Source organism: Paenibacillus sp. FSL H8-0315, assembly GCF_038005365.1.
In the GTDB taxonomy this organism is placed as follows: Bacteria; Bacillota; Bacilli; order Paenibacillales; family Paenibacillaceae; genus Paenibacillus_AQ; species Paenibacillus_AQ odorifer.
In genome coordinates, this window is the sequence record NZ_JBBOTA010000001.1 from 3,267,462 (window position 1) to 3,281,703 (window position 14,242).

Annotated in this window: 14 protein-coding genes; 2 read left to right on the forward strand and 12 right to left on the reverse strand. The window is 45.4% G+C overall.

Going from position 1 to position 14,242, the window contains the following annotated elements; genetic code table 11:
* Window positions 1-617 precede the first annotated feature (617 nt).
* Both rlmH and MHB56_RS14200 read right to left on the reverse strand, forming a co-directional pair.
* Window positions 618-1,097, reverse strand: coding sequence for a 23S rRNA (pseudouridine(1915)-N(3))-methyltransferase RlmH (gene rlmH, locus MHB56_RS14195; RefSeq protein WP_076303504.1), 480 nt, complete (start codon window positions 1,095-1,097; stop codon window positions 618-620).
* 254 nt (window positions 1,098-1,351) lie between these two features.
* Complete coding sequence (locus MHB56_RS14200; RefSeq protein ID WP_076181727.1) at window positions 1,352-1,702, reverse strand: ArsR/SmtB family transcription factor; 351 nt, start codon at window positions 1,700-1,702, stop codon at window positions 1,352-1,354.
* Window positions 1,703-1,844: 142 nt separating this feature from the next.
* On the opposite strand from MHB56_RS14200, the gene MHB56_RS14205 reads away from it, so the two are divergent.
* On the forward strand, window positions 1,845-3,257 hold the full coding sequence (locus tag MHB56_RS14205) for an MFS transporter (RefSeq protein ID WP_339281532.1): 1,413 nt from the start codon (window positions 1,845-1,847) through the stop codon (window positions 3,255-3,257).
* 98 nt (window positions 3,258-3,355) lie between these two features.
* On the opposite strand, the gene MHB56_RS14210 is transcribed toward MHB56_RS14205, so the two are convergent.
* From MHB56_RS14210 to MHB56_RS14245, 8 genes are all read right to left on the reverse strand, one after another.
* A complete protein-coding gene (locus tag MHB56_RS14210) occupies window positions 3,356-3,523 on the reverse strand; it encodes a CxxH/CxxC protein (RefSeq protein ID WP_063829780.1) in 168 nt (55 codons plus the stop codon).
* A gap of 231 nt (window positions 3,524-3,754) precedes the next feature.
* Window positions 3,755-5,506: a thiol reductant ABC exporter subunit CydC gene (cydC, locus tag MHB56_RS14215; RefSeq protein WP_076301546.1), complete on the reverse strand. Its 1,752-nt coding sequence runs from the start codon at window positions 5,504-5,506 to the stop codon at window positions 3,755-3,757.
* Entirely contained in the window at window positions 5,503-7,269 is a 1,767-nt protein-coding gene (gene cydD / locus MHB56_RS14220; RefSeq protein ID WP_341143694.1) for a thiol reductant ABC exporter subunit CydD, read from the reverse strand. The genes cydC and cydD overlap by 4 nt, the downstream gene beginning before the upstream one ends.
* Window positions 7,269-8,285 (reverse strand): cytochrome d ubiquinol oxidase subunit II, encoded by a 1,017-nt coding sequence (gene cydB / locus MHB56_RS14225; RefSeq protein WP_341143695.1) that lies wholly within the window; start codon window positions 8,283-8,285, stop codon window positions 7,269-7,271. Before cydB ends, cydD begins: the two co-directional genes overlap by 1 nt.
* The gene (locus MHB56_RS14230; RefSeq protein WP_076124303.1) at window positions 8,272-9,675 is read right to left on the reverse strand and encodes a cytochrome ubiquinol oxidase subunit I; all 1,404 of its coding nucleotides are present in this window, start codon (window positions 9,673-9,675) and stop codon (window positions 8,272-8,274) included. Before MHB56_RS14230 ends, cydB begins: the two co-directional genes overlap by 14 nt.
* 222 nt (window positions 9,676-9,897) lie before the next feature.
* Window positions 9,898-10,125 (reverse strand): cold-shock protein, encoded by a 228-nt coding sequence (locus MHB56_RS14235; RefSeq protein ID WP_036677829.1) that lies wholly within the window; start codon window positions 10,123-10,125, stop codon window positions 9,898-9,900.
* Window positions 10,126-10,218: 93 nt separating this feature from the next.
* Complete coding sequence (locus tag MHB56_RS14240; protein ID WP_019914582.1) at window positions 10,219-10,419, reverse strand: cold-shock protein; 201 nt, start codon at window positions 10,417-10,419, stop codon at window positions 10,219-10,221.
* Window positions 10,420-10,838: 419 nt separating this feature from the next.
* The gene (locus MHB56_RS14245; RefSeq protein ID WP_076124305.1) at window positions 10,839-12,086 is read right to left on the reverse strand and encodes a S1C family serine protease; all 1,248 of its coding nucleotides are present in this window, start codon (window positions 12,084-12,086) and stop codon (window positions 10,839-10,841) included.
* A 388-nt stretch (window positions 12,087-12,474) separates the two neighbouring features.
* Here MHB56_RS14245 and MHB56_RS14250 point away from each other — a divergent pair, with 388 nt between their 5' ends.
* Entirely contained in the window at window positions 12,475-12,681 is a 207-nt protein-coding gene (locus MHB56_RS14250; protein ID WP_036677826.1) for a hypothetical protein, read from the forward strand.
* On the opposite strand, the gene MHB56_RS14255 is transcribed toward MHB56_RS14250, so the two are convergent.
* A complete protein-coding gene (locus MHB56_RS14255) occupies window positions 12,650-13,456 on the reverse strand; it encodes an MBL fold metallo-hydrolase (RefSeq protein WP_036677825.1) in 807 nt (268 codons plus the stop codon). The two genes, MHB56_RS14250 and MHB56_RS14255, sit on opposite strands and share 32 nt — an antisense overlap.
* Before the next feature lie 14 nt (window positions 13,457-13,470).
* On the reverse strand, window positions 13,471-14,211 hold the full coding sequence (gene yycI / locus MHB56_RS14260) for a two-component system regulatory protein YycI (protein ID WP_036677823.1): 741 nt from the start codon (window positions 14,209-14,211) through the stop codon (window positions 13,471-13,473).
* Between the last annotated feature and the right edge of the window lie 31 nt (window positions 14,212-14,242).

Consider the following 14,242-nt stretch of genomic DNA (forward strand, 5'->3'; position numbering starts at 1 on the left):
CCTGCTTCATCCCAGTTAAGATGGATAATACGATAATAACTACTATAAATCCGATAAATGACGACATGGCCGCTCCCGTTTAAATTAATAAGATTATTAGAAAATCAAATTTCAGACTATTACCATTAATCATAAAATAAGAACTATACTTAAGCTGCAGCAAAACGCACAAGCCAATGGCTTGTGCGCTTGTTTTAAATGACCTCATTTGCTCTGAGGGACGTATCTCATAATAATTCTTTAAGTACATTTTTCGCCACGCGTATCTTCTCATCATTAGCGTCACGAAGCATACCTACAATATCCTGAATATCGCTCTCAGCTGAGGTAACCATAAACTCTTCACTCCTCATGTATAGAGAATTATTTGGCTCCTGGAGCCAAAATTGAGCAGGAATTATGGGTGCCTATCATTGCCAAGTAGCAAACATTTATTTTTACATAAGTATGAGCGAGCATCTGGCGCATTGATTAGCAGCCTTAAAAGAGCCTCCACTAAAATCGAAGTGGAGGCTCTTTTTACATTTTTGTTATTTCAATTGTATTGGCTTTCAACCGTTATGCTGTGCAGTTCAAGTCATTTAAACTAATATTGAGTTCTGTTCTCCGCTTTACCACTATTTGTGATACGGTTCCCCCCGATTGATCTTCACCGCGCGATACACCTGCTCCACCAGCACCAGGCGCATGAGCTGATGAGGCAGCGTCATGCGCCCGAAGCTCATGCGCTGCTGCGCGCGGCGCATGACCTCGTCGGAGAGCCCGTGGCTCCCTCCGATGACGAACACGACATGGCTCGTCCCGTAGGTGCCGAGCCGGTCAATTTCTGCGGCAAGCTCTTCCGAGCTCCACAGCTTGCCCTCGATCGCGAGCGCAATGACATGCGCCTCGCTCTTAATCTGCGCGAGGATGCGTTCGCCCTCGCGTCCCTTCACCTGCACGACCTCTGCTTCGCTTAGAGAATCGGGTGCTTTTTCATCTGCCACCTCAATGACCTGAAACTTCAGGTATGGTGTCAGCCGTTTTGCATACTCCGCGATGCCATCGATCAAGTACTTTTCCTTCAACTTTCCTACGCCAATAATTTGAATAAGCATAAGTGCCTCCTGTCATAATCCTCTATAGAAATAGCAAAAGGACGCGCACTGGGCGTCCCTTGTAGTTTTAGTAAGTACCTTCTGTTCTATCACATATTTGGTGGAAAAGAAACGACAATTAAAACGGCCTACTCTTGCGCAGTCCCTAAATGTCCTATTTTTCATGCAATCCCTGGATCTGATCCCACGTATTCCTAGATTGCCTGAATCTAGAATTTCATGTATTCCCCGTCCTCAGCAGGTTCAATCTACTTCTACTTACTCTCCCCCTGCTCCTCCATCACAAAATCCGGTTTCTCCCCAGCTTCATAAGCACTCAATATAGAGTCCAGCAAGCCTGGGAAACGTGCATTAAGATCCTCAGTCCGCAGGGACAACATGCGCTGTGTTCCTTGAACTCGTGTAAAAACAACCCCTGACTCGCGCAAAGTACGGGCATGGTGAGACATGGTGGATTTTGCGATAGGGACGTTGAAGCAGTTGCAAGCCTGTTCTCCATTTAAGTGAATATCCGATACGATATGTAAGCGAATCGGATCGCTGAGTGCATACAATACGGAGGCAAGCTGAATGTCCTTGCGGTCCGGATGAAATAGTATTTTCACGGATGATTATCCCCTTTTGTCGTACGATGAATGCGAAAAAAATATTGGTGTTCCTAATTGCATTTTATATCAACGCATGCTATATTTCAATTGTTCGTAAGTAATCGAACTATTAAACAATAATAAAAGGAGTGCTTCGCACATGACTTCTGTAAATAACCTCTCCGCGAATGCGGATCATGAAGCCTCCGTTCCGGAAGCGCCTCTTCCACGAGAAGGCCTGCTGACCCTGCTGTTCAGTGTCGCTGTGGTTCTCGTCATCATGAATACGGCTATGTTCAATCTGGCGCTGCCTGATGTGACCGAAGCCTTTGGGATTACGGCTGCGTCCGCTTCTTGGATTGTCACCGGGTATTCCATTATGTTCTCGATTACCTCAATCACGTACAGCCGGCTTTCTGATTTTCTGCCGATTCGCCGTCTGTTGGTTATAGGCTTGTTGACGCTGGGCCTCGCGGCTGTTGCCGGCTTTTTCAGCACCAACTTTATCTTCCTGCTTATCGTTCGCATTCTCCAGGCCTCGGGCGCGGGCGCGGTAATGTCCTTATCTCTTGTCCTGTTTACCCGCTATATCCCGCAAGCCCGCCGCGGCAAAGCAATGGCGACAATTATGTCAGCCGTCTCGCTGGGTCTAGGGCTTGGGCCGGTCGCGGGCGGAGCCATCGTCGAATATCTCGGTTGGATTTGGTTATTCTCTGTAACGGCAGCTATTCTGCTTCTAGTGCCGCTGTTCCTTATTCTGCTGCCCAAAGAAGTACCCACCCGTGGCTCCTTTGATGTGCTTGGCGGGCTGTTCTTGGGCGTCGGCACGACCGGGCTGCTGCTGTTCCTGACCAGCGGGCTGTGGATTGCCTTGATCGCCGGAATTGTCGCCATTGCTTTATTTGTTGGCCGTATCCGCAGCACACCTGATCCATTCGTGATGCCGGAGCTTTTCCGTAACCGCTCATATCTCGTGTTGGCTCTGATCGGAGTTGCCTCCTACCTGTGCAGCTTTGCCACGTTATTCCTGCTGCCGCAGATTTTGACTCACCGTTTCGGCTTCAGCGCAAGCCATGCCGGGCTTGTGATCTTTCCGGGTTCGCTGCTCGCCATCTTTGTCTCCCGCTCCGTGGGACGAATCATTGACCGTTATGGCAATGCGGGGATTTTACGTTTTGCACCATTGCTCGTATTGACCGCTACCATCCTATTCGCTTTCTTTGCTGGGCGGTCATGGATTGCCGTCATGTTCATCTATATGATTATGAGTCTGGCCTTCACGACACTGTCCAGTAGTGTATCCAATGAAATCTCTCGGATTCTGCCTTCCTCGCAAATCGGCTCTGGGATGGGCCTGTTCCAGCTGCTGCAATTCTTTAGCGGCGCCTTCAGCGTAGCTATGGCCGCAAGCGCTCTGGAATGGCAGCGCGGACTGCCGCTTTCTGCAGCCTACTCCAATATCTACTGGGGACTCTCTATTGCAGCATTGATCGCCATCATCTCAGCTATTCTCTACCGCCGAGGCAACCGAAGTAGCTCGCTGACCGACATAGTAGATGCAGCAGATGCATAAGACCTAATCGGCTAACACATATATTATTTCATGCAAAAAAACACCCTGCGGCCCATTTCCGGGACTGCAAGGTGTTTTTAATAAATTTTAACAGTCCTTTAGACCACTAAATATTCCGCATTCTTCTCACATTCCGCACATTTGGCCGGCGGGTCCCAGTCCGAGAACTCGGTCTCCTTCAAGTCCACAATATCAGGTGCATCCTCATACTCGTCCACAAATTTGTCGATGGCTAACTCTACATGTTCTTTACATACTACATACATTCAACCAAGCATCCCTTTCTGTGCCGCTGCGGCCTAATACTCCTTCTATTGTTCTACCATACTTCCCACGAAAATGGAACTCCTATCTATCCATTCCAGCAATCTGTTCATCCATTGTCTATATTCTTGCCCTACCGAAAAAAAAGATTCCTCCCACCCCAAACGGGCAAAAGGAATCTCTTCACTAATATCTCTCTATTTTCTATAAATGTTATCTGCAAACTCTCCATCCTACCCTAGAAACTCCACTGGACGATCCAGCTCATACAATCTGCGGTAACGTGGTTCTTTTTCCATCAGCTCTGCATGGGTTCCACGCATTTCTACCGAGCCATTTTCCATAAAAATCACTTCATCCATCTGCTCCGCACCAACCAAATGATGCGTTACCCAGATCAGAGATTTACCGTCCATAGCTTCAAACATCGTCTGCAAAAGATCACGCTCCGTGCTTGGGTCCAACCCTACGGTCGGTTCGTCAAGAATGACGACAGGTGTATTTTGCAGCAAAATACGAGCTAACGCTATCCGCTGACGCTCTCCACCGGAGAAACGTTGCCCCGCTTCACGGACAAAGGTACTGTATCCATCTGGTAACGAGGAGATCAGCGTATCCATTTTGGCTAATGCGCCAGCTTCTTTAATCGCTTGTTCGGAAGCCTTCGGATCACCCATACGAATATTGTTCGCTACCGTAGTATCAAATAAGTGTGGGCTTTGATTTAGCACCGCTATAATAGACGGAATGTTATCGCCATAGGCAGCAGCCGCGATTCCATTAATCATAGCCGAACCTGCAGAAGGTTGGATAACCCCTTGAATAGCCTTTAACAACGTCGATTTCCCTGCCCCGCTACGGCCGATGATGGCAATTTTTTTGCCTTGTGGGATGTCGAGGCTGAGATCACGAACCGACCAATTATCCTCTGATCCATAGCGGTAACCCACATTTTCGAGCTTGATATGAGCACTTTTTATGGCCTGAGGTAGAACATCGACTACAGATGCCTGTTCGGAAACTATATTCTGCTCTTCTCCGACCACTCCAGACAACCGCTCCAGCGAGTTACGGTACTGCGGGATTTTCTCCACTGCTTCGGATACTGGCAAAAAAGCATCTGCTACAGGAAAAACAACCAAGACAAACGCCGCAATCAAAGTACCTGCAATAGCACCATCCGCATACTCTCCGGCGGCCCAATATAACATCGAAAGTACACCAACCCCAACGACTGCTTGCCCGATAAACGCACGTAGACGCGCCCAGCTGCGCAGCGCTGCATCAGTTTTGGCCACTTTTTTCTCATCTGCTTCGTAGGTCTCCACGAACTGGCTTTGCCGTCCACTAATGACCCAATCGCCCATACCGAGAACGGCGTCCGTCAGCTTTTGATAGAGGCGATTACGCTCTACCTTCACTTCACGTTGACGTTTCTGGGTGAACAACAAAGATATAAGCGGCAATACCACGACCAACACCAAAATATACAAAGCCATTAATAACGCAAAACCGATATCAAAGGTGCCCAACGCAATCACTGCAACCCCGTAGATTAATAAAGCAATAACACTTGGAAATACGGTTCTCAGATATACATTTTGCAAATATTCGATGTCATCAGCTAACATCCCGAGAATATCCCCAGTACGGAAACGCGACGATAGGAACAAGGCCTGTGGCTCCAAAATATTGTACAGGCGCACACGCATTTTAGAAAGAATCCGTAAAATGGTGTCATGCCCAATCAGCCGTTCCACGTAGTGAATGACTGCCCGGCTTGTTCCGAACGTACGTACACCGACAATCGGCACGTAGATCATCAGGATATTTTCGACTGGTGTAGACGCTTTTGAGATCAGAAATCCTGAAGTATACATCAATGAAGAGGCAGTAAAAATCGTCAACGCCCCAAGCACAATAATTAGCACAAAACGCCAAAAATACGACGATACATAGGGAGCAAACCATCCTTCACGTTTCAATGGATTCCCTCCAATTGCGACCCAATCAACTCATAATACGCACCCTTGCGGGCAAGTAACTCCTGATGGGTACCGATTTCTGCCACTTGGCCTTGCTTCATTACTACAATAATGTCCATATCGAGCATCCAGTGCAGGCGATGGGTAGCCAGAAAGACCAGCTTTCCTTCAAAAAGGGGCACCATCGTCTCCTTCAGCTCATATTCCGTTTCAATATCCAGATGCGCCGTTGGCTCGTCTAGAAGCATAATCGGACGGCTGCTAAGCAGTGCCCGGGCTAATGCCACCCGTTGCTCCTGGCCACCGCTGAACGAACGGCCGCCGCCACCAATCATCTCATCTAAGCCATGCGGAAGAGTATCCACCAAACCCGATAAACCCGTAGCTTTCACTGCCGCGGCAACAGCCTCCATAGAAGCCTCAGGGTAATAAAAACGTATATTATCAGCTAACGTACCGCTAAAAATATACGGACGCTGCGGGATATACGAGGTCTGTTTTCGCCAAGCCTCATCCGTTAATGCACTAACCGTAGTACCGTTAACCGTGATACTTCCTGAAGTAGGGTGTAAGAAGCCCCCTAATATATCCACTAAAGTAGATTTACCGGCCCCGCTCTCTCCGATAATCCCAATTTTGCTAGCTCCTTTAAATTGCAGGTTCAGCGCTTCCAGCGAAGAAAGCCCTGCTTCCTCATACTTCACGCTAACGTCATTTAATGTGAGCACGCTATTCTCATGCCAAGTGAATATTTGTTCCGATGTTTTTGCTGCAGAACCGACAGATAGATCACCGTTAGGGACGATTACTTCAGCCTTCACCTCATTTTGATCTATAATGCTCTTCATTGCTTCAGCGGCTTCTTTCCCATCCAAAGTAGCATGGAAATCTGAACCTACCAATCTGACAGGCAGGAAATATTCCGGAGCCAAGATTAGAATCGTTAAGCCCGTAACCAATGTCATTTGTTCATTTACAAGCCGCAAACCAAGACTTACCGCTACAGAAGCTACTGACAGCATAGTGAAGAAATCCAGGGCGAACGATGACAAAAAGGCCACTCGCAGCGTACGCATGGTCGCCGAGCGATAACGATCGCTGACAGCAGCAATGCTGTCGCTATGACTACGGCTGCGTCCTAGGAATTTTAATGTTTCTAGCCCACGTAATGAGTCTACGAAATGATTAGATAATGTGCGATACGATTTCAATTGCCGATCCATTTGCTTACGGGCCGTCATCCCAATCAAAATCATAAAAACAATAATAATCGGCATAGTTACCGTAAGAATAATCCCGCTCGTAGTGTCCATCGTAAAGACGTAAATAAGCACCAAGATCGGTGTAACAGACATCCCTACCATTCTAGGAATGATCACTTCCAGATACGTGCGGAATTTAGTTACCCCTTCCAGCACCAGTGTAACAAGATCCCCGGTTCCACGCCCGCCCACCATTCTAGGGCCAAGCTGGAAGAGCTTGTCCATCATTTCCCTCCGCATAGTGCTGCCCGTTGCTTCCGCGAAGCGGTAAGAGACACGGCTCATCAGCATAGCACAAGCATGGCGCACAAGAAATGCAAGAAGGAACAATAGCGCAGTGCCCCATTGTTCCTTCAGAGGTTCTCCCGCAAATAGCGCAGAGATGACTTCTGCCAGCGATTTAGCCAGCAGAAGTATGGACAAGCTTTGCACCAGGGTAAGGAAGCCTACAATCAGAAAGACTGGCTTAACTCCTTTATACCCAAGCAAGTTTTTATCCATTAGTATTCAAGATGCTCCTTCTCGTGAACCCGTTTATGAAAGACAAAGTAACTCCAAATTTGATATCCCAATACGAACGGAAGGATAGTCAGTGCCACAATCGTCATTACCTTCAAAGAGTAATGGCCCGAAGCCGCATTAGTGATCGTCAAATTAAAAGCTTGATCAATTGAACTAATCATAACACGCGGGAACAATCCTACAAAGATAGAAGTTACCGAAAGCGCCATTACCGCTCCTGTCATTCCAAAAGCGTAGCCATCCTTCCTCTTCGTCATGAAGTAACCGGACAGTACAAAGGCGATAACTCCCAGGGCTACAATAATCATAAGAATCGTTCCACGTTGCTCGAAAATATCCGTCATATTATAAGTCATAATCACAAAAGCAGTAAATAAAACTGCGAGCGGGATTAGCAATTTTTGAGCCAACTTGCGAGCGCGAGCCTGTAGATCCCCCACTGTACGCAGTGTTGTGAACATGAGACCATGCACCAGGCACAGAAGGACAACAGTAAGCCCTGCTACTACAGTGTACACATTCACGATATCTGTGAACCCTGCATACATTTGCATCTCCCCATCAATAGGCAATCCTTTGATAAAGCTTGCAAATACTACTGCCAAGAGGAATGGTGGAAGGAAGCTGCCGATAAAGATACAAGCATCCCAAGTTCTTTTCCAAGCCAATGAATCACGTTTACCTCTGAATTCAAAAGCGACACCACGCGCTATCAAAGCTAATAAGGCAAATACAAAAGGAATATAGAATCCACTAAACAGCGTTGCATACCACTCAGGGAAAGCCGCAAACATTGCACCCGCAGCTGTGATAAGCCATACCTCATTCCCATCCCAGAAGGGTCCGATCGAGTTAATCAGAACACGGCGCTCTGTATCATTTTTAGCGAGAATTTGTGTTTCCATCCCTACGCCGAAATCGAAACCCTCCAGGAAAAAGAACCCTATAAACAGAACTGCAATCAGCACAAACCACAATTCATTAAGAGATATCATGGGAACCCTCCTCGTTATATGGATCATTCGAATCGCCGTGATCGTTATCCATCGCATAAGGACCTTTTTTAATCACTTTAATAAACAATCCGACCAACACTAATCCTAGAATTAAATAAATCGTTGTAAAAGAAATCACGGAGAACAGAACTTGACCACTTGTAATATTAGGCGACACACTGTCTTCCGTTGTCATCAGTCCGAATACCGTCCATGGCTGACGCCCGAATTCGGTCATAACCCAACCGGCTGTATTCGCAATCGGAGGAAGCAACAAGCCCCATAACATAAACCGCATAAACCAAGTGTTCGGACGGTCCATTTTTTTGCGCCACATTAAGTACATAGCGTACATTCCCAATACAATCATTAACGTTCCTGCTAGAACCATGATCCGGAAACTCCAGAATGTCGTACGTACAGGTGGAATATAGTCACCGGGGCCATAGGTTTGCTCATACTCCGCTTGCAGCTCAAGCATACCTTTAACTTCACCGGAAAATTTACTGTATGAAAGGAAACTCAGCATATAAGGAATTTGAAATTCTCCACTACTAATTTGATTCTTTGGATCAATGTTTGCCCATACGGTCCAAGGTGCCGGGTCACCACTCTTACCCCACAGTCCTTCGGAAGCTGCCATTTTCATTGGTTGAGTTTCAACCAAATATTGCGCTTGGGCGTGACCAGCAACAGCTACACCAATAGAAGAAATAATCCCTACGATGGCTGCAATCTGAAAAGACTTCTTAAAGAAAGAAACCTCTTGTTTCTTCAATATTTTATAAGCACTAATACCAGTTACAAGAAAAGCACCTGTTGCATAAGCAGCCAGTACTGTATGTGGGAATTCAACCAGCAATTGTCCGTTCGTAATAAGCGCGAAGAAATCATTCATTTCTGCACGTCCATTATTTATCTCAAAACCCACAGGATGCTGCATAAAAGAGTTAGCCGCTAGAATCCAGAATGCAGATAACATCGTACCGAATGCTACCAGCCAGATGGACAGTAAATGTACTCGCTTGGACACCTTATCCCAGCCGAATATCCATATCCCAATAAAAGTAGACTCCAGAAAAAAGGCTGCCAATGCCTCAACTGCAAGCGGAGCCCCGAATACATCACCCACAAAACGTGAATAATCGGACCAGTTCATCCCGAACTGAAATTCCTGCAAGATTCCTGTAACTACCCCTACTGCAAAATTGATGAGGAATAGCTTTCCCCAGAACTGCGCCATTTTTTTGTACTCTTCATTACCTTTTCTAACGTACATTGTCTCCATGATTGCAATCAAGAGCGCTAGTCCGATTGATACCGGTACAAAGAAATAGTGGAATATTGTCGTCGACGCAAATTGTACACGCGACAGCATTACTGTATCCATATTTGTCCCTTCCTTCTCCCCTTTTCGTTAATTATATTCTGTCAAAAATTTAAACTTCTTTTTGTGATAAATGTCACATAAAGATAGTCATTTAACGGTGAAATTCAAATGATTTGTGACAAAGATCACAATTTAGCATAAAGAAAGCAAAAAAAATAAGACGGTTTACCCGTCTTGAGTGGTTCGTCGTTCTATTAAATGCTTGACTCATTTAGGTATTGGTTAGATGGAAATACCCTTCTTCAGCGATTTGAGATCGCCATTCGAATTAAGCAATTGGGGTAGCATCTTCGTGCTGCGAACCATTGGAGAGTCACATAGACGGCAAGAAGGCGCATGTTCAAATGCGAAATTATCCCTCATCCATCCGTTGCATCCCTCATTGGTACATGCCCAAATTGCGGTATTTTCTTCCGGTATTTCTTCCAAAGGTTTCTTCCGGTAGTTCATTGCCGTTCCTCCCATCCTGTAAGTCAAATAGTGAGTAACTAGATATAAAAAGACCGTCCCAACTTTCACAAGCTGGGACGGTTTCTTCTATTATTACAGTTTTACAACGTTTTCGGCTTGTGGTCCACGGTTGCCTTGAACAACGTTGAATTCAACGCGTTGGCCTTCGTCCAAAGTTTTGAAGCCGTCGCCAGTGATTGCGCTGAAGTGAACGAATACGTCGCTTCCGCCTTCAACTTCGATAAATCCGAATCCTTTTTCTGCGTTGAACCATTTAACTGTACCTGTTTGCATGTGTGTTACCTCCACAAATTTAAATTAATATGTTCTTTTTATCTTCAAACAAAGAAAAAATTCACACATTGAAAAAGGTTGTATTACCAAATATGACAGCCCTTTTCAATGCGAGAATTAGGGACTAAATGTATGATTGATATCATATTACCACACCTGATTAGCAAAGGCAAGCAAGCATCCGAATATATCCGTTTTTGCCCTAATAAGTATTACCTTCCAATGTAAGGGCTGCCACTTAGTGTTTATTCCCTAAATAGATCCTTTTTTTGGCATAATTATCATGGTTTTAGAAAAATAGCTTTTCCAAAAACGTTACTTTTATCCGCTTTTTCAAGAAGGTACCCCCTCGGAATCGAAGGGGTAGTCCGCTCTACTTGTCGTAACTGCTATATCATTATATACCGACTTCCAGCATATTATTCCTGTGGTTTTTCAAGAAGTTTAACTGTTGCCTGTTTGGCCTCGCCGTTTCGATAGTAAGTAATTTTCAGATCATCACCGATCTTCGTATGATTATATAAGTACTTGCGAAGAGAAAGGGTAGATATGATTGATTGATCATTAAATTTGGTAATGACATCATTGAATTGCAGTCCAGCTTCCTTCGCAGGGCCAACGGCTTCTAGAACAACTACTCCATCCTTAACACTGTTCGGCAGGTTCAATTCATTGCGTTGATCTTCTGCTAGTGGAACGTACGGATTGTTCAAATCAACTGAATATACACCCAAGTACGAACGGGCAATATGTCCTTTTTCAGCCAGCTCATTAGCGATATCTATCACATGATTCGCAGGAATTGCAAAACCCAGACCCTCTACACCCGTATCTGAAATCTTCATTGTGTTAATTCCAATGACCTTGCCATCCAGATCCACTAATGCGCCGCCACTGTTTCCTTCATTAATCGCCGCATCGGTCTGTATCACTTCTTGTTCCCAGTCATATACTCCATCCTGATTAAGGGATACGGGAACCATCCGTTCAGTATAGCTAACAATCCCCGAGGTCAATGTATCACCAAGTCCTAGCGGATTACCGATAGCAATGACCGTTTCACCTAGACGAAGCTTAGAGGAATCACCGAGCTGCGCGATGGTATCGATTCCTTTGGCATCAATAGAGAGTACCGCAATGTCGCTTACTTTATCCGTTCCAACGAGTGTTGCCTTACGAGTCTCTCCGTTCACTGTAACTACTTCGAGATTACCGGAGTCTTCGATGACATGATTATTGGTAATGATAAATGCTTTATTCCCTGTCTTTTTATAGATCACTCCTGAGCCTAGTGCAGACTCATCCAGAATGTTTAATTCTTCATTATCTTCTTTATGATTGATAATACTTACTACTGCAGGGCGAACCGTGGCAGCAGCTTGAATAATCCGGTCAAATGGATCACTGCTGCTTGGGGCAACATTTCCAGTTGCTACAACCGGCTTCTGAGCAGTCTCATGACTCATCTGGCCTGTAAACATACTGAATAACAAAACTGCCACCACAGCGCTGACTAAGGAGCAAACGGCGGATATTTGCCAAGTAGATAAACCCTTACGCGATCTGCGTACAGAATGTCTACGATTAGCAAACGATCCCTTTGATGCTTCATCCCCTCTGGACCGCGAAACCTTAGTTGAATAGAAATCATCATCAAACAATCCCACCGAAAATCTCCCCCTTCTATTGCCAAGCGTTCACTGTTGGTAAGACCTGAACCTATAGCAACCACGTCCGAACCAAACCTCTGTAACCATTAGACTCCAAATATCACTAAAAAGTTTCACTTTATCCATTAACCCCACAAGAGTTTCGATCAATCGTTAGATTATGATAATCTTTTAATATATCTTCTCTATTAGGAATATTTTGCAACTTAAAAGACTACAATAAAATAGAAGTGTCCCTAAAATTTTAGCTTTGCTCATCACGCTTTTAATTGTATCACAGGCAACCTGCAATTCGGGATTTTCCTCAGCTAAAACACCTGCGAATTTTTTACAGTTTTCAGTTCTAATTACACTATATATTCACACTATTAAAGGAGGATTAATTATGAGTTCTTTTTCAACAAGTATGGATTTAGTCGAGTTTATCGGTAAGCTAGGTGACTTAAAGGATGAACACTACCACATGACCCTTGCCTTTAGCGCAATGATCGAATTGATGATTGAAAAAGGCCTAATCTCCCGTCAAGAATTAGATCGCAAGACCGCTGAACTTGATCAGCTTATGACTGGCTCAGCTTATCCCATGGCGTAGGTTGATCATAATACGTATCACACAGTCTGAACTCACTATCTTTGAAAAAACAGCCCCGATCCTCCATTGCGCCGCGTACCGACATTTTTGCCAAATCCATCATATTGTGATCCCGGCTTAAATGCGCCAAATAGGTCCGTTTGGTCCGCCCTGTAAGAATTTCGCTAAGCGCAGCTCCAGCTGCCTCATTGGAAAGGTGACCCATGTCGCCTAGGATGCGCCGTTTCGTATTCCACGGATAACGTCCCATTCTCAGCAATTCGATATCATGATTCGCCTCCAGCACCAATACATCTGCATCTGAAATTGCATCTCTTACCTTATCACTAACATAGCCCAGGTCTGTAGCTACACATAACTTCTCTTTTCCATCATAAAAATTGTAACCCACTGGCTCCGCCGCATCATGAGAAATCGCAAAGGATTCTACTCGCATACTACCGAAATCCTTGTGCTGGCCAGACTCCATGATCATACGGTTATACTCCGGTATTTTACCAATTCCCTTCTCGATAGCTCCCCAGGTATTGGTGTTCGCATAAATCGGAAGATCGTATTTACGGGCCATGGCCCCGAGTCCCTTGATATGATCGGAATGTTCGTGTGTAACTAGAATCCCGTCTATATCATTACCCGTTAGTTCACGCATGGCCAACAGCTCATCGATCCGCTTGGCACTAAAACCTGCGTCAATCATAAGTGTTGTCTCCCCGTTTCGTACCACCGTTACATTGCCGGTAGACCCACTGGACAGTACTGTAAATGAAATCCCCATTTTCCTTACTCCTTCTACTCTGTTGTCTTAGGACTGATGATGTCCGCACTAATAGCATCCACATAATAGGCATTGCCGTTCTCCAGCATAAACCGCCACATCGGCGAAGCTACCTGACTTTCCGAGTTGAACAGCTCACCGTAATACCCCAGCTCAATCTCCTTCACTACGGAATCTGCCGGGAAATACTTCTCTATCAAACTACTAAGTGCTTGCGATGCTGGAAGCACCTTCTGTTCTTTATCGCTGCTGCTTGTCCCTATTTCAATCTTCGGCCAGCGGTAAGCTACGATTTTTTGATCACTGTTAATCAACTCTAGCCTAACACGGAACAACGACCACTGATTTTGAACCAGCGGATGAAGAACGAACTTCCCAACCTCACTTTCCTGTGAATCAAAGCGATAATTGGAAATGTCCGGAATCTTATCCTCAAGCGCCTTGCTAAGCTCTGAGAAGGAGGAATAGATCAGCTTGCTGTCTATAGGTACATCTAATTTAATTGGTGGTTCAGTCTGCTCTTCAGCAGAATAACGATAAGTAATGTTAGGAAGCTGCGGGGTAGACGCCGGAATGGGACACAATACACGAATCCCTTTCTGCTCCATTACGGCTTGGGTCTCAGCAGACAGGGAAGTAAAATCAAGATTAGCACTAACCTGATCGCGCAAATCGACCCACAGCTGGTAACATAGCAGCAGATTCAGACCTAAAAAGGCGCAAATCAGTACATTTTTAGCTCTTCCCCAATCCATACCCGAACCTCCTAATTGTTATATGAACCAC